Annotated in this window: 17 protein-coding genes and 1 pseudogene; 7 read left to right on the top strand and 11 right to left on the bottom strand. The window is 72.4% G+C overall.

Translation table 11 applies throughout. From position 1 onward, the window contains the following. Positions 1-88: 88 nt before the first annotated feature. Positions 89-1,336, bottom strand: a complete 1,248-nt coding sequence (locus AC2CHE_RS12455; protein WP_484505061.1) for a ricin-type beta-trefoil lectin domain protein — start codon at positions 1,334-1,336, stop codon at positions 89-91. A 181-nt stretch (positions 1,337-1,517) separates the two neighbouring features. Here AC2CHE_RS12455 and AC2CHE_RS12450 point away from each other — a divergent pair, with 181 nt between their 5' ends. After that, the gene (locus AC2CHE_RS12450) at positions 1,518-2,231 is read left to right on the top strand and encodes a Clp protease N-terminal domain-containing protein (RefSeq protein ID WP_484505060.1); all 714 of its coding nucleotides are present in this window, start codon (positions 1,518-1,520) and stop codon (positions 2,229-2,231) included. A 4-nt stretch (positions 2,232-2,235) separates the two neighbouring features. Here AC2CHE_RS12450 and AC2CHE_RS12445 read toward each other — a convergent pair whose 3' ends face one another. Beyond that, positions 2,236-2,754 (bottom strand): hypothetical protein, encoded by a 519-nt coding sequence (locus AC2CHE_RS12445; protein ID WP_484505059.1) that lies wholly within the window; start codon positions 2,752-2,754, stop codon positions 2,236-2,238. Positions 2,755-3,199: 445 nt separating this feature from the next. On the opposite strand from AC2CHE_RS12445, the gene AC2CHE_RS12440 reads away from it, so the two are divergent. Next, a complete protein-coding gene (locus AC2CHE_RS12440) occupies positions 3,200-3,859 on the top strand; it encodes a GNAT family N-acetyltransferase (RefSeq protein ID WP_484505094.1) in 660 nt (219 codons plus the stop codon). 197 nt (positions 3,860-4,056) lie between these two features. On the opposite strand, the gene AC2CHE_RS12435 is transcribed toward AC2CHE_RS12440, so the two are convergent. Together AC2CHE_RS12435 and AC2CHE_RS12430 are read right to left on the bottom strand one after the other, a co-directional pair. Beyond that, complete coding sequence (locus AC2CHE_RS12435; RefSeq protein ID WP_484505093.1) at positions 4,057-4,230, bottom strand: hypothetical protein; 174 nt, start codon at positions 4,228-4,230, stop codon at positions 4,057-4,059. After that, complete coding sequence (locus AC2CHE_RS12430) at positions 4,227-5,678, bottom strand: glycoside hydrolase family 3 N-terminal domain-containing protein (RefSeq protein WP_484505058.1); 1,452 nt, start codon at positions 5,676-5,678, stop codon at positions 4,227-4,229. The genes AC2CHE_RS12435 and AC2CHE_RS12430 overlap by 4 nt, the downstream gene beginning before the upstream one ends. A 157-nt stretch (positions 5,679-5,835) precedes the next feature. On the opposite strand from AC2CHE_RS12430, the gene AC2CHE_RS12425 reads away from it, so the two are divergent. The 3 genes from AC2CHE_RS12425 to AC2CHE_RS12415 are packed head-to-tail and all read left to right on the top strand — an operon-like array spanning position 5,836 to position 8,840. Continuing rightward, on the top strand, positions 5,836-7,008 hold the full coding sequence (locus AC2CHE_RS12425; RefSeq protein ID WP_484505057.1) for an ROK family transcriptional regulator: 1,173 nt from the start codon (positions 5,836-5,838) through the stop codon (positions 7,006-7,008). A 60-nt stretch (positions 7,009-7,068) separates the two neighbouring features. Further along, on the top strand, positions 7,069-7,911 hold the full coding sequence (locus tag AC2CHE_RS12420; protein ID WP_484505056.1) for an ABC transporter ATP-binding protein: 843 nt from the start codon (positions 7,069-7,071) through the stop codon (positions 7,909-7,911). A gap of 29 nt (positions 7,912-7,940) precedes the next feature. After that, on the top strand, positions 7,941-8,840 hold the full coding sequence (locus AC2CHE_RS12415) for a ribokinase (RefSeq protein WP_484505055.1): 900 nt from the start codon (positions 7,941-7,943) through the stop codon (positions 8,838-8,840). Positions 8,841-9,009: 169 nt separating this feature from the next. Here AC2CHE_RS12415 and AC2CHE_RS12410 read toward each other — a convergent pair. From AC2CHE_RS12410 to AC2CHE_RS12395, 4 genes and pseudogenes are all read right to left on the bottom strand, one after another. Further along, positions 9,010-9,248 (bottom strand): annotated as a pseudogene (locus tag AC2CHE_RS12410) (AraC family transcriptional regulator); the annotation flags it as partial. Positions 9,249-9,511: 263 nt separating this feature from the next. Next, positions 9,512-10,183, bottom strand: a complete 672-nt coding sequence (locus AC2CHE_RS12405) for a hypothetical protein (RefSeq protein ID WP_484505054.1) — start codon at positions 10,181-10,183, stop codon at positions 9,512-9,514. A gap of 46 nt (positions 10,184-10,229) precedes the next feature. Next, complete coding sequence (locus AC2CHE_RS12400) at positions 10,230-10,709, bottom strand: DUF6232 family protein (protein ID WP_484505053.1); 480 nt, start codon at positions 10,707-10,709, stop codon at positions 10,230-10,232. Between the two features lie 48 nt (positions 10,710-10,757). Further along, positions 10,758-11,234 carry a DUF6232 family protein gene (locus AC2CHE_RS12395; RefSeq protein ID WP_484505092.1) on the bottom strand — a complete coding sequence of 159 codons (477 nt, stop codon included), beginning with the start codon at positions 11,232-11,234 and terminating at the stop codon, positions 10,758-10,760. A gap of 192 nt (positions 11,235-11,426) precedes the next feature. Here AC2CHE_RS12395 and AC2CHE_RS12390 point away from each other — a divergent pair, with 192 nt between their 5' ends. Together AC2CHE_RS12390 and AC2CHE_RS12385 are read left to right on the top strand one after the other, a co-directional pair. Then, positions 11,427-12,200 (top strand): enoyl-CoA hydratase-related protein, encoded by a 774-nt coding sequence (locus tag AC2CHE_RS12390; RefSeq protein ID WP_484505052.1) that lies wholly within the window; start codon positions 11,427-11,429, stop codon positions 12,198-12,200. Positions 12,201-12,277: 77 nt separating this feature from the next. Then, positions 12,278-13,900, top strand: coding sequence for an acetolactate synthase (locus AC2CHE_RS12385; protein ID WP_484505051.1), 1,623 nt, complete (start codon positions 12,278-12,280; stop codon positions 13,898-13,900). Positions 13,901-13,924: 24 nt separating this feature from the next. Here AC2CHE_RS12385 and AC2CHE_RS12380 read toward each other — a convergent pair whose 3' ends face one another. From AC2CHE_RS12380 to AC2CHE_RS12370, 3 genes are read right to left on the bottom strand one after another with little or no spacing between them, the layout of a single operon-like run. After that, positions 13,925-14,338, bottom strand: a complete 414-nt coding sequence (locus AC2CHE_RS12380; protein ID WP_484505050.1) for a PLD nuclease N-terminal domain-containing protein — start codon at positions 14,336-14,338, stop codon at positions 13,925-13,927. Positions 14,339-14,368: 30 nt separating this feature from the next. Further along, entirely contained in the window at positions 14,369-14,671 is a 303-nt protein-coding gene (locus AC2CHE_RS12375; RefSeq protein ID WP_484505049.1) for a DUF202 domain-containing protein, read from the bottom strand. Then, a complete protein-coding gene (locus AC2CHE_RS12370) occupies positions 14,668-15,057 on the bottom strand; it encodes a YidH family protein (RefSeq protein WP_484505048.1) in 390 nt (129 codons plus the stop codon). Before AC2CHE_RS12370 ends, AC2CHE_RS12375 begins: the two co-directional genes overlap by 4 nt. Positions 15,058-15,074: the final 17 nt, after the last annotated feature.

Genomic DNA, 15,074 nt, shown 5'->3' with positions numbered 1-15,074 from the left:
CGATGCAGAAGCCATTGGCTCGGGCGGCCATTACGGACGGTGGTGTGGGATGCGGTCCCACGCTACCCAGGCCGGGCGGAGGGTGGTCTCAGGCTCGGGACCACCTCTGGTTGGGGGTGCCGGCACAGTCCCACAGTTGCAGGCGGCCGCCGTTGTTCGGGTTGTTGTCGCGTACGTCGACGCAGCGGTTCGCGTTCAAATTCACCAGGTCGCCGGCGGCGTTGAGGGCGAAGCGTTGTGCGGGGTTGCCGTTGCAGGCGACGAGGTTGACCTCGGTGCCGTTGGCCGTGCCGGCCCAGGCCGCGTCCATGCACTTGCCCATCGCGCGGATGGTGCCGTCGGCGGCGAAGGTCCATGCCTGCGCGGCGGTGGTGTTGCAGTCCCAGATCTGCAGCGGTGCTCCGTCGACCGGGTTGGCGTCGGGGATGTCGATGCACCGGCCGCTCTGCTGTCCCCGGATCCGGGTGGTGCCGGTGTTGCCGTCCGGCACGTGGCCGTAGACGCGGACGTAGTCGACGAGCATCTGCTGCGGGAACTGGGTGCTGCCGTCGGGGTAGCCGGGCCAGTTACCGCCGACCGCCACGTTGAGGATCATGAAGAAGGGGTGGTCGAAGACCCAGCGGTTACCGCCGAGCCGGCTCGGGTCGACCCGGAAGAACTCCGACCCGTCGAGATACCAGCGGATGATGTTCGGCTCCCAGTCCACCCGGTAGGTGTGGAAGGTGTCGGCCAGCGGCTGCCCGATGGTGCGGCTGCCGGTGATCCCGCCGCCGCCGGAGTAGCCGGGCCCGTGGATGGTGCCGTGCACGGTGTTCGGCTCCCGCCCGACGTTCTCCAAGATGTCGATCTCGCCGGAGGCCGGCCAGCCGACGTCGTCGAAGTCCCGCCCGAGCATCCAGAACGCCGGCCAGATGCCCTGACCTCGCGGAATCTTGATGCGCGCCTCGAACCGGCCGTACGCCTGGCTGAAGGTGGCCGCGGTGAGCAGCCGGGCCGAGGTGTACTCGCACCGGCCGTAGTGGCACTGGTAGTTGGCCGGGTTCTCCCGGCGGGCGGTGATCACCAGGTTGCCCTGGCCGTCGTGCACCGCGTTGCTGGTGCTGTTGGTGTAGTACTGCCGTTCGTTGTTGCCCCAGCCGTGGCCGCCGATGTCGAAGCGCCACTTGGACTGGTCGACCGGTGTGCCGGCCGGGGAGTTGAATTCGTCCTGCCAGGTGATGCCGCCGATCGCGGCGGCGGCCGGTGCGGACTGCACGGGTAGCAGGAGCGCGCTGGTGACGAGGGCCGCGCCCAGGGCGGCTGCTGTCCGCCGCAGGTTGCGGGAGATGGCGTACACGATGGGATCTCCTCGGGGTGGAGGGACGGATGCGCTGGCGAGGCGAGTTCGAGAGCGCTCTCTGACGCCGATTCTGTCGATTTCGGCTAATTTAGTCAAGGTTGTTAACAGCGATCATCGACGCCGAGGCTGCCGTCAACCTTTAGTTGACGAAGTCGCATCGTCAACCTAGGGTTGACGCATGACTGAACCCGTGCAGATGAGTAATCCAGTCCGACTCGACGATCTGATCCAGACAATCAAGCGGGCCCACTCCGACGCGCTCGACCAGCTCACCGACGCGGTGATGGTGGCCGACCACATCGGTGAGGTCGCCGACCATCTGATCGGCCACTTCGTGGACCAGGCCCGCCGGTCCGGCGCCTCCTGGACCGAGATCGGCCGCAGCATGGGGGTGAGCAAGCAGGCCGCCCAGAAGCGTTTCGTCGGCGCGGTGATGGACCCTCAGGAGGGCTTTCAGCGGTTCACGCCCCGAGCACGCAACGTGGTGATGGCCTCGCAGAACGAGGCGAGGGCCGCCGGCAACGTCGAGATCACCTCGACGCACCTGGTGCTGGGGCTGCTGGCCGAGCCGGAAGCGCTGGCCGCGAAGGCGCTTGCCGCCGGGGGCGTGTCGACCGAGGCCGTGCGCGAGGCCGCCACGGCGGCGCTGCCGCCGTCGTCGGACGAGGTGCCGGAGCTGATTCCGTACGACGCCGCCGGCAAGAAGGCGCTGGAACTGACCTTCCGCGAGGCGCTGCGGCTCGGGCACAACTACGTCGGCACCGAGCACATCCTGCTGGCCCTGTTGGAACAGGAGAACGGCGAGGGTGTGCTCACCGGGCTCGGTGTGGACAAGGCCGCCATCGAGGCGAACATCGTGGCGACCCTGGCCAAGATACGGGCGTTCGAGTAGACGATCAGGGCTCGACGGGGAAGCCGTACCGGGCGGCGTGCTCCGGGTCGGCCGGATCGATCTGGCGCAGCCCGGCGTCGGCCAGGCGCTTGTTCACCTCGTCGAGCCGCTCCCGTACCAACCGGGACTCTTCCTCGGTGACCCGCCCCCGGTGCGGCCGGCCCGCGTGCTCGATGGTGCCGTAGTCGACCTTCTCGGCGCTGCGGCGGGCCTTCGGCGGGCGTACCCGCTCGGCGGTCTTCAGCAGCTGCGCCATCGGCACGTCGGTGGCCATCGCGTCGAACTCGCTCGCGGTCAGCACCACCCGACGCGGCTCGCCCTGGCCGTGCCGGTCGTGGATCTCGACCACCACCACGTCCAGCGCCGCGTCGTCGATGCTCTCCACCTCCACCGGGGTGGCTTCCAACTGCACGGGCCCGGCCACCAGGTCAGGATGCTCGAGCACGACGACGCGGACGGCCTCGTCGTCGGCACCCAGCACCGTGCCGCTGAAGTCGGAGACGTGGATCGTCTTCTTGCCCATGGATGTGCCAGCTCCCGTCGTGACCCGTCAGAGGACCAGCAGACGTTACCCGACAGGTGTGCGAAAACGCGCGAGGGCTCGCCGCCCTACAGGCAGGTGTATCAGTGAGGGTTCAGGTGGTGCCGAACGGGGCCGGACGGCAGGCTGTCCAGGTCATGCCAGGAGAGGGTGGCAGGGCGGGTGCGGTGCCCCCGGTAGGGGGCCTGGGCCGGGGGGTGGCCGGTCGCCCCGTGGTGTTGCCAGGCGCGCTCGGGGTCCTGCTGATCGCGGTCCTGTGGCTGTTTCTGCATGCCCCCACCGTTTCAAAGAAAGTTGTCCATGTATGGAAATGGATATGACGGTCGATAGAGCGATCAGGTTCCCCGGATCGGGCCCACCTACGCCTCGAATCGACCGCGTCGTCGTACGGTGAGCGGCGTCGGCGGTGACGGACCGGGAGGTGTTGATGCTCGACCGGCGGCTCCACCTTCACCTGGCGACCTGGTTGGGACAGTGGCCGGCCGGCCCGGGCCTGCACGTGGTCGGGTCCGGGCGGCGCACCCGACCCGCCTGGGACGGCCGGCCGCGCCCCGCCATCGCGGTCCACGCCGGGGCCAGCGGCGTGCTCTCCGTGGCACCTGATCGGGTCGCGACCGTCCGTGAGCTGGCGCGGCACCCGGACGGTCTGCTGCACGCGTTGCCGAACGCCGTCGGCTATCCGAGTTGGGTGGTGCACGACGACGTGTTCCGGTGGAGTGTGGCGCCGACGGCACTGCCGGACGTCGGCGAGTGGGTGCCGCCCACCACCGCCGGCCTGCCCTCCTGGCTGCGGCTGTTCGACCGGTCGGTGCTCATCGTGCGCGACCACCGGGGCCGCTACCTGGCCGGCGTCGGGATCAAGCGGCATGACCGGCACGGACACGAGTTGGCGGTGGGCGCCGTCCCGGCGGCTCGGGGACGCGGGCTGGCCCGGCGGCTGGTGGCCCAGGCGGCCCGCCGGGTGCTCGACGACGGTGCTGTACCCACCTACCTGCACGACCGGCGCAACGGCGCCTCGGCGCGGGTGGCGGAGGCTGCTGGATTCCTCGACCGCGGCTGGCGGTCCTACGGCGTCTACCCGAGCTGAACGGTGGCGGGCAGGGCGCGGACCGTGGATCCCGGGCCGGATCCACGGTCCGCAGCCTCCCCCCAGGTCCGCATGAGGCTTCGATGCCGATCACGCTACGTATCCAGAACCCGCTCGGCAAGCCGCCGCCAGCGTCTCGTTGCTGTCTAATTGTGGACTTGACCTGGGAAGGAGTGTCTTTACCTCGCTCGCTCCGGTCAGTGACGCAGGGTGTGGATCAGGCCGATGACCTGTTGGGTCACCGGCCGCAGTGCGCGCAGTCGCGAGAGCCTCACCAGTCGGTCGACGAGCGGCACCGCGCCGTCGATCAGCTGCCGGGTCCGGGTCTGTCCCGGCGAGCGGTCGTAGACCCAGAAGGGCTGTTGTCTCAGCGGGCCAGGCCGAGCACCTCGGCGGCGGCCCGGCCGTTGGCGTGGCTCGCGCCGTATGTGGTGACGAAAGCTCGCACCGCGTCGGGCCGCCAGGCGGCCGGCCAGCCCATCTCCACCACGGCCACCGGATGCGTGGCGGCCAGCGCGTTGGCCAGTTCCGGGCCGCCGGGCAGCCGGTGCAGATGGCGGGCGACCAGCACGATCGGACGGTCGGCGGCGCGTCGACGCAGGTCGGCCGGGTCCGTCTCGGCGGCCACCACCCGGATCTGCTCGGTGTCCCGCAGGTGTGGCCCGAGCCCCCACGGCACCAGGCCCTCGGCGATGGTGGAGTTGACGTGCAGGTGCACCACGAGCGATCGACCGAGCCCGGCCGGCACGCCCTCCACCCGCACGGCTCGGCGGGCCGCCGCGTACCCCAGGTCGGTGGGGGTCGCGGTGGGGCGGTCGGCGGTCCGGGTCCAGGCGGCGAGGTCCGCGACGCGGCCGGCGGCCTGTTCGACGCGGGACCGCGTCAGGCGTCCGTCGCCGAGTGCGGCCACGATCTCGGCGGCGACCCGCTCGACCAGGTCGACGTCGACCCTGGCCCCGATGCAGAGCAGGTCGGCACCGGCGGCGAGGGCGCGTACCGCGCCGGGTGCGGTGCCACCGGCGGCCAGGGCCGCGCCCTTCATCTCCAGCGCGTCGGTGACGATGACGCCGTCGAAGCCGTACTCGTGGCGCAGCAGGTCCTCCAGCGCGGCTCGGCTGAACGTGGCGGGCCCGTCTCCGGTAAGCGCGGGTACCCGGATGTGTGCGGTCATCACCGCCCTCGCCCCGGCGGCGACCACCGCGGCGAACGGCGGCAGATCCCGCTGGCGCAGCAGGTCGGGTGCGACGTCCACGGTGGGCAGTTCGTGGTGGGAGTCCGCCACCGTCGCCCCGTGGCCGGGGAAGTGCTTGGCGCAGGCCGCCACCCCGGCGGCCTGGAGCCCGGCGGTCGCGGCGGCGGCGTGCGCGGCGACCTTCGCCGGGTCGGCGCCGAAGGATCGGGTGCCGATGATCGGGTTGTCGTCGGCGGTGTTGACGTCGACCGTGGGCGCCAGGTCGAGGGTGATTCCCAGGCCGGCCAGCTCGGCGCCGATGGCCTGGTAGACCTGGCGGGTCAGCGCCACGTCGCCGACCGCGCCGAGCGCGGCGTTGCCCGGGTACGGGCTGCCGGTGGCGTGCGCCAGCCGGGTGACGTCGCCGCCCTCCTCGTCGATGGCGATCAGTGCGTCGGGCCGGCCGCTCCGCAACGTCGCCGTACTCGCCGACACCTGCTCCGGATCGTGGACGTTGCTGCCGAACAGGGTGTGTCCGGCGAGCCCGTCGGCGAGCAGGTCGACGGCCCATCCGGGCGGGACCGGGCCGGGGTACGCGGCCAGCAGGGTGCCCAACGCCAGCCGGCGCAGTCCTGGATCCAGCCCCACGTGCTCTCTCCTCTCGATGCCGGGCCGGCGCGGATCTCGTACCGGGTCGGCGGAGGGTCGCGTTCCCGCGTGGCCGATACGCTACGGCTTACCCGTTCGCCTGTCGGTTCGAAGGCTATACAGTTAGCAAAGGTTACTGATACTTGAGGACAGAGGCATGAGTGCGACCCGGCTGCCCGGCACCCCACGTCTGTTGCGGGCCCTCAACGACCGCGCGGCGCTGGAGCTGCTGCTGGAGCAGGGGCCACTGACCCGGGCCCGGATCGGCGAGTTGACCGGCCTGTCCAAGGTCACCGCCTCGCAGCTGGTGGAGCGGCTGGAGGAACGCGGACTGGTCGCCCGCGTCGGCGAGCAGGCCGGCGGGCGAGGCCCGAACGCCCAGCTCTACGCCGTACGCCCCGGCAGTGCACACGTGGTCGGCGTCGATGTGGGCCCGGAGCGGGTGGTGGCCGCCTGCGCCGACATCACCGGCACGGTCATCGGCCGGGTCGAGCAGTCCACTCAGGACACGGACGACCCGGTCGGCGTGGTGCACAACGCGGTCGTCCGGGTGGCCGGCAGCGCCGGGGCGCAGCTGTCGAGCGTACGCCGGATCGTGCTGGGCACCCCCGGCCTGGTCGACCCGGGCACCGGCGACATCACCTTCGCGTACAACCTGCCCCGCTGGCATCGTGGTCTGCTGGAGGCGTTGCGGGACGACCTGGACACCCCGGTCGTCTTCGAGAACGACGTGAACCTGGCCGCGGTGGCCGAGGCGCAGTCCGGTGCGGCCCAGGGCCTGGCGGACTTCGTCCTGGTCTGGGTCGGTGCCGGCGTCGGCCTGGCGATCATGTTGGGCGGACGGCTGCACCACGGCAGCAGCGGTGCGGCCGGTGAGATCGGCTACCTGCCGGTGCCCGGCGCACCCATCCCGCGCGACGTCTCGCGTCGAGCGAAGCCGGCCTTCCAGCAGTTGGCCGGCGCGGACGCGATCCGCGTCCTGGCCCGGGAGCACGGCTATCCGGACGCCGCGGCCGACGCGGTCCGGGCCGCGACCGCCGACGGCACCTCGGGCGGGCCGATGCTCGACGAGGTGGCCCGCCGGCTCGCCCTCGGCGTGGCGAGCACCTGCGTGGTGCTCGACCCGCCGCTCGTGGTGCTTGCCGGGGAGGTGGGGCGCGCCGGCGGGGCGGCCCTGGCCGAGCGGGTGCAGCACGAGGTCGCCGCGATCACCCTGGTGCGCCCCCGGGTGGTGCCCACCGGCCTGACCGAGGAGCCGATCGTGCACGGTGCCCTGCGCACGGCGCTGGACGCCGTCCGCGACGAGGTCTTCGGCTCCACCGTCGGCTGACCTACCCGCAACCCGACCCACCCGTGGGGACAGCTCGGCGGTGCGTGGTTGGATGGGCTGGTGACTGGTGACCTGATCCCTGGCGCCGCCGGCGCCGCACCCGCCCCCTCGCCCGTGGACGCGGATCTGGTGGTCAGCCTCGACGGCGTCGCCGTACGCCGGTCCGGCACCGCCCTGCTGCACGACGTCGACTGGCGGGTGGAACTGGACGAACGCTGGGTGGTGCTGGGGCCCAACGGCGCCGGCAAGACCACCCTGCTCAACATCACCTCCGGACGCCTGCACCCGACCACCGGCACCGCGCACGTGCTGGGTGAGCGGATCGGCCGCACCGACGTCATGGAGCTGCGGACCCGGATCGGCCTGTCCACCGCCGCGCTGGCCGAGCGGTTGCCCGCCCAGGAGCGGGTCGTCGACGTGGTGATGACCGCCGCCTGGTCGGTGGTCGGCCGGTGGCGGGAGAGCTACGACCCGGCCGACGAGGCCCGCGCCCGGGCGTTGCTCGACCAACTGGGCGTCGGCGCGCTGGCCGACCGGGCGTACGGCACCCTGTCGGAGGGGGAGCGCAAGCGGACCCAGATCGCCCGGGCGCTGATGACCGACCCGGAGCTGCTGCTGCTCGACGAGCCGGCGGCCGGGCTGGACCTGGGCGGCCGGGAGGACCTGGTCGCCCGCCTCTCCGGCCTGGCCCAGGATCCGGACGCTCCGGCGTTGGTGCTGGTCACCCACCATGTCGAGGAGATTCCCCCCGGTTTCACCCACGCGCTGCTGCTGCGCGACGGTGCCGTGATGGCGCAGGGCCTGCTGCGGGACACCCTCACCGCCGACAACCTCACCAAGACCTTCGGGCTGCCGCTGCTCGTCGAGCGCAACGGCGACCGCTACACCGCCCGCGCCGCCTGAGGCGACGCCCGCCACCTCGGGAGGTGCCCGTGCCACAGACCCACGTCGTGGTGGTGGGCAGCGCGAACATGGACCTGGTCGCCACCGCCGAGGCGCTGCCCCGGCCGGGGGAGACCAGGCTCGGCACCGACTTCGTCACCGTGCCCGGCGGCAAGGGAGCCAACCAGGCCATCGCCGCCGCGAGAGCCGGTGCCGCCAGCGTCTTCCTGGGCGCGATCGGCTCGGACGCCTTCGGGGTGACCCTGCGCGCCCGGATCACCGCCGCCGGTGTCGACACCAGTCAGCTGCGCACCACCTACGGCGCATCCGGGGTGGCCCTGGTCATGGTCAACGCCGAGGGTGAGAACGCGATCCTGGTGACTCCGGGGGCCAACGCGTCGCTGACCGACCTGACCGAGACCGAACTCGACGCCGTCCGCGACGCCGACGTCCTGGTCGCGCAGCTGGAGATCCCGGTGGAGACGGTGACCCGAGCGGCGGTGGCGGCCCGCGCCGCCGGCACCCGGGTGGTGCTCAACGCGGCGCCGGCCGTGCCCCTTCCGCCGGAGTTGCTCGCCGCCGTGGACGTGCTGGTCGTCAACGAGAGCGAGGCGCAGGCGTACACCGGACGAGGTCGGGAGGATCCGCACGCGCTGCTCGACCTGGTGCCCCGGGCGGTGTTGACCCTCGGCGCGCAGGGGGCCTGGTACGGCGACCGGGACGGCGCGGCGGTGCACGTGCCGGCGGTCAAGGTGGACACGGTCGACTCGACGGCCGCCGGTGACGCCTTCACCGGTGCGCTCGCGGTGGCCTGGGGTGAGGGACGCGACCTGGTGGACGCGGTGCGCTGGGCCTCGGCCGCCGGCGCCGCCTGCGTACGCCGGCTCGGCGCCAGCGTCTCGCTGCCGAACCGGGTCGAGATCGACCAGCTGTACGTGCCGGCTCCCTGACCGGATCAGCGCCGCCCGGCCGGGCTCGGCCGACCCGCCCGGCTCGCCTGCGCGGCGGCATCACCGGCACGGAACGCGCGGCGGTACGCCGACGGTGAGGTCCGCATCGCCCGGGTGAAGTGGTGACGGTAGGTGACCGGGGCGTCGAAGCCGACGGCCGTGGCGATCTGCCCGACTGGTGCGGCGGAATCACCAGCCGGCGGGCGACCGCGTTGGCCACGACCGAGCCGTGGTCACGTCGCACCACGTGCACGCACAGGTCGAGTCCGGCGGCGCTGCCGGCGCTGGTGAGGATGTCGCCGTCGTCGAGATACAGCACGTCGGCGTCGACCATGACCCCGGGTACCGGCGGACCAGCAGGTCCGCGTACCGCCAGTGGGTGGCGGCCCGTCGACCGTCGAGCAGCCCGAAGACCTCCGTGACGATGCCGGTCTCGAAACCCGACATCCCGGGGTACGCCTGACCGCAGCGCTGCCCGACCTGGTCGTGGTCGACTCGCGCGGCGACGCGGCCTGGGCGCAGGGCCACCTGCCCGGGTGCCGTGCACCTGCCCACCGACCTGACCGCCCCACGAACCGCCGCCGCCTGCGACTGTTGACCGCTGGCGACCACCGGACCCGTCCAGCGGACCACGTCCCGGCCCTGGCCGGACAGGCAGGGCGGCCGGCTGGTCAGCCGGCGTCGTCGTTGAGCTTCTCGCCCCGCCTGCGCAGCATCGACAGGCCGGGGATGCCCGCCACCGCGAGCTTGAGGTCCCGGGTCACGTCGAGCAGGTCGTGCAGGTCGGGACCGACGCGGTCCAGGGTGGCCAGGATCGGCAGGACGTCGGCGGTGAGGTGCTGCCGCAGCTTCGGCAACTCGTCGACCAGCCGGACCGCCGCGGTCACCTCCTCGTGGCTGAGCTGCTCGACGAAGTGGCTGGCCATCGGGGCGGCCCGGCGCAGCGCCGGTTCGTACGCCTTCAGCAGTTCGGCCGCGGTGGCGGCGGCTTCTGCCGCCGTGCCCACGGTCTCGGCGGCCCGCCCGGCCACCGACCGCGCCGACTCCACGACGACGGCCGCCGCTGCGGCCACCTCGGTGGCATTGTCCACGGCGGCGGTGGCGGCGGCACTGATCACCGCGACCTCACGGACCGCCACCTCGGCGTCGACGACCATCTGGTCGGTCCGGTCCAGGGTTTGCTCGACCCGGTCCACCACGCCGTTGATCCGGGCCAGCAGCGCCTCCACCTCGTCGAGCACCGCGAACGCACGGGCCGGGATGGCGGCGAAGGAGGCGGCCTGGTCGAGGGCGGAACGGGTGAGACCGAGGACCGCGGTCGGTCGGGGAAGGGGGAGTGCCATGGGATCAAGTGTGCGTCGGGCGGGCCAGCACCGCCCGAGGATGGGTTCAATTGTCGCCCTGCTGCTCGACGGCGCGCTGCACCGCCCGGTAGATCTGGCCGAACCGCAGCGCGTCCGGGGTGCGCAGCACCAGCACCTCCTGCCGCCGGTACTGCACCCACAGCTCCAGGACCCGGTTGCCGCGTTCATAGGAGCGGTCGAGCCAGCCGAGGGGTATCTCCAGGAACGGGACGAAAGCGAGCGGAACGATGACGCACGCGGCGAGCACGATCAGCGCCGGCACCCACTCGCCCCGGTCCTGCGCGGACCAGGCCAGCGAGAGCACACAGATCAGCCCCACCAGTGGGGGCAGCGACAGCAGCAGCACCAGGACGCCCCGACCGATGACCCGCCCACGTACGGCGAGGGTGGTGCGCCCCTTCGCGTGCCAGACGTAGGTGACCTCGGTGATCGGAATGACGTGCCCACCGGCCCGGATCGCCTCGGAGGTCACCTGCACCGCGTCGTCCCGGTAATAGAGCGCCATCACTAAGCTTAAGCACCACTGGGCAACCTGGTGCTGTCGTGTGGTCGCTCAGCGTCGCCGAGGTGGTATCGGGCGGCCGACCTCCATGGCGCGTTGCACGGCACGGTAGATCTGCCCGAAGCGCAGCGCGTCCGGGGTGCGGAGCAACTGCACCGGGCGGCCCCGCCAGCGGATCCAGATCTCCCGTTGCCGGCTGCCCCGGGCGTAGGAGCGGTCGAGGCGTTCGAAGAGGAAGTCGGCGACCGGCCCGACCGCCAGGCCGACCAGCACGGACGCCCCGACGATGGCGATCGTGACGGTTACCGACCGGTCCAGCAGGATGGCCAGCGCGACTCCGGCGGCGGCAGCCACCAGCGGGGCGGCCAGCGCGGCGCCGATGGCACCCCGCCCGGCCAGCACCCGCCAGGAGAGGGTGCCGTGGTGGTGCCAGATCTCGCTGATCTCGGCAAGGGGATAGACCCGGCCCTCGACGGTCACGGCGGCCGAGGTGACCCGCACCGACCGGTCGTCGTAGTAGGTGACCACGGAACCCCTCTCGCTGTGCCCGTGCGTCCCGCCGGGGTGCGGCGACGGCGTCGTGGCGCGGCCGGCGCGCAGTTCGGGTTGACGAGGGTTCATCGTGCGACTCCCGGCTGACGGGCTGGCACCGGACTACTTACCCCAACGACCCGGGTCGTAAGGTTGGCACGCGACTTCGACGAGGAAGTGAGGCTCAGCGTGGGCGAGTTCGTGCGGCTGGAGACCCGGGACGGCATCGGCACCATCCGGCTGGAGCGGCCGCCGATGAACGCCCTCAACACCCAGGTGCAGGAGGAGTTGCGCGCCGCCGCCACCGCCGCGACCGCCGACCACGGCGTGCGCGCTGTCATCGTGTACGGCGGCGAGAAGGTCTTCGCCGCCGGAGCGGACATCAAGGAAATGGCGGACATGTCCTACGTGGACATGGCGGCGCGGGCCGCCGACCTGTCGAGCGCTCTCGGCGCGATCGCCCGCATCCCCAAGCCCGTCGTCGCCGCGATCACCGGCTACGCCCTCGGCGGCGGCTGCGAACTGGCGCTGGCCTGTGACTGGCGGGTGGTGGCCGAGGACGCCAAGCTCGGCCAGCCCGAGATCAGGCTGGGCATCATCCCCGGCGCGGGGGGCACCCAGCGGCTCGCCCGGCTGGTCGGGCCGGCCCGCGCCAAGGATCTGATCATGTCGGGCCGGATGGTGGACGCGCCGGAGGCGTTGCGGATCGGCCTGGCCGACCGGATCGCCCCGGCGGCCGAGGTGTACGACACCGCGGTGGCGATGGTGCGGCCGTACCTGACCGGTCCGGTGCAGGCGCTGCGGGCGGCGAAGCTGGCCGTCGACGGTGGACTGGACATGGATCTGAACTCGGGTCTGGCCTGGGAGAGTCAGCTCTTCGCGGCGCTGTTCGCCACCGACGACCGGCGCGAGGGGATGGCGGCCTTCGTGGCGAAGCGGAAGCCGGACTTCACCGGACGCTGAGCGTGCCGAGAATGGTTCACATTCCTTCTACCGGCCAGTAGCGTGTGACTCCGGTCAGGCGACGAGAAGGAGCGGGAATGACGGAGCGGATCGAAGGCCACGGCGGAGAACTCGCCATCGCGGCGCTGCGCGCGTACGGGGTGCGGGAGATGTTCACCCTCTCCGGCGGGCACGTGTTCCCGCTCTACGATGCCGCGCACAAGACCGTCTTCCCGATCTACGACGTGCGGCACGAGCAGACCGCCGTCTTCGCCGCCGAGGCGGTGGCGAAGCTCCAGCGCCGACCCGGCCTGGCGGTGCTCACCGCCGGCCCCGGCGTGACCAACGGCATCTCCGGTCTGACCAGCGCCTTCTTCAACGCCTCGCCGGTGCTCGTGCTGGGCGGCCGGGCACCCCAGTTCCGCTGGGGCTCGGGCAGCCTCCAGGAGATGGACCACCTCCCGCTGGTCGCTCCGGTCACCAAGCACGCGGAGACGGTGTTCAGCGCGGACGACATCCCCCGGGCGGTGGCCGCCGCGCTGACCACCGCCCTCACCCCACACCGGGGGCCGGTGTTCCTCGACTTCCCGCTGGAGGCGATCTTCTCGGTCGGCGACGCGGAACTGCCGGCCGGGCCGCAGCTCGGCCCGCTCGAAGCCGACCCCGCCGAGGTGGCCCGCGCCGCCGCGCTGATCGCGGGCGCGGCCCGTCCGGTGATCATCGCCGGGTCGGACGTGTGGACCGGTGCCGCCGTCGACGAACTGCGGGCCGCGGCCGAGGCGCTCACCGTGCCGGTCTTCACCAACGGCATGGGTCGGGGCACCCTGCCGCCGGAGCACCCGTTGGCCTTCGCCAAGGCCCGTCGGGTGGCCCTGTCCAACGCCGACGTGGTCGTGGTGATCGGCACCCCGTTGGACTTCCGGCTCTCCTTCGGCGACTTCGGCGAGGCCCAGGTGGTGCACATCGTCGACGCGTCCAGCCAGCGCGCCGGTCACGTCCAGCCCGCCGCCGCCCCCGCCGGTGACCTGCGCGGCATCCTCACCGCCCTGGCCGAGCACTCCGGCGACCGGGTCGACCACGACGACTGGGTCGCCCAGTTGCGGACCGCGGAGGACGCCGCGAAGGCCCGCGACGCCGAGGAGATGGCGGCCGAGACCGACCCGATCCGCCCGGCCCGGATCTACGGCGAGCTGCGCAAGGTGCTCGCCCGCGACGCGGTCACCATCGGCGACGGCGGCGACTTCGTCTCGTACGCGGGGCGGTACCTGGAGCCGGCCCAGCCCGGCACCTGGCTCGACCCCGGCCCGTACGGCTGCCTCGGCACCGGCATGGGCTACGCGATGGGCGCCCGGGTCACCCACCCGGACCGACAGGTCTGCGTGCTGATGGGCGACGGCGCGGCCGGCTTCTCGCTGATGGACGTGGAGTCGCTGGCCCGGCAGAAACTGCCGGTGGTGATCGTGGTCGGCAACAACGGCATCTGGGGCCTGGAGAAGCACCCGATGCGGGCCATGTACGGCTACGACGTGGCCGCCGATCTCCAGCCCGAGCTGCGCTACGACCAGGTGGTCGGCGCGCTCGGCGGTGCGGGCGAGACGGTCGCCAAGGCCGCCGAGCTGGGGCCGGCCCTGCAACGGGCCTTCGACGCCGGGGTGCCGTACCTGGTCAACGTGCTCACCGACCCGGCCGACGCGTACCCCCGCTCCTCGAACCTGGCCTGAACCCGGGCGCCCCCGCCCCGGCCGCTACAGCTCGGGGCGGGGTTCCTCGCGCGGTGGCTCGCCCTCGCGTTTACGCAGGTCGTCCTCGCGTTTGCGCAGGTCCTCCTCCCAGCGGCGGAAGAGTTCCTGGTCCTCCCGGCGTGAACGCTCCTCGACCGAGCGCAGGAACTCCGGGTCGTCGTCCGGAGCGAGCGGCCGGGGACGCTCGGCCGGGCGTGCGCCTGGCGCCCAGGACGTCGATCCGCCGACGGGCTTGCGCTCCCGGCCGGCGACGAACCAGGCGATCGAGCCGACCAGCGGGAAGAACAGGATGATCAGCAGCCAGCCGATCCGGGGGAGGTGGCGGATGCCGTCCTCCTCGGCGGAGAGGCAGCTGATCAGGGCGCAGACGGCGAGGACGACCTGCACCAGGAAGAGGAGGATGTACAGCCGGGCCATGTAACCATCATTACCTACCTCGCACAGCGGTCACAGCCCGCGCAGCACCAGCAGCGCTCCGAGGAGCGCAAATCCGGCGGCGGCCAGCCCCACCAGGGCGAGGAGTCGACCGCCGATGCGGTGTACGCCGCTGCCGGTGGCCCGTCGCCAACAGAGCGTGACGACCACGCCCCAGCCGAGGATGGTCAGCGCGGCCGGTGCGGCCCCGCCCGGGCCGCCGGTGAGCGCGAGCCGGACGGTCAGCAGCGTCACCATGGTCAGCGCCAGCAGGGTGCGCCGCCAGGCAAGCCGGGTGCGTTCGGGTTGCAGCCCCGGGTCGCGGGCGGTGCTCATCCGTGCGTCGCGCCGGTCAGCACCGCCACCACCAGCGACAGCGCGCCGAGGCCGACCGTCACGGCGAGGACGGCCGGGAAGCGGGACGTGGGCAACTCCTCGCCGAGCCGGATGGCTCGTTCGGTGCGGGCCCAGTGGTCGACGGCCCGGATCGCGACCACGCCGCCGAGCAGCAGCAACGCCACGGCGATCGCCTCGCGCAGGTGGACCAGGGACAGGGTCGGCAGGAACTGCGCGGCGGCGAGTCCGCCGGCGATCAACGCCAGTCCGGTACGCAGCCAGGCCAGGAACGTGCGTTCGTTGGCCAGCGAGAAGCGGTAGTCGGGGGTGCTACCCACCGACCGCATCTCCTGCGGATCGAACCAGTTCCTGATCATCTGCCACACGATGGTGATTATCCGGT

This window comes from Micromonospora sp. ATLC16, from assembly GCF_057196645.1.
Note: the sequence above shows the minus strand (reverse complement) of the source record. Positions and strands in the feature narration are given on the sequence as shown.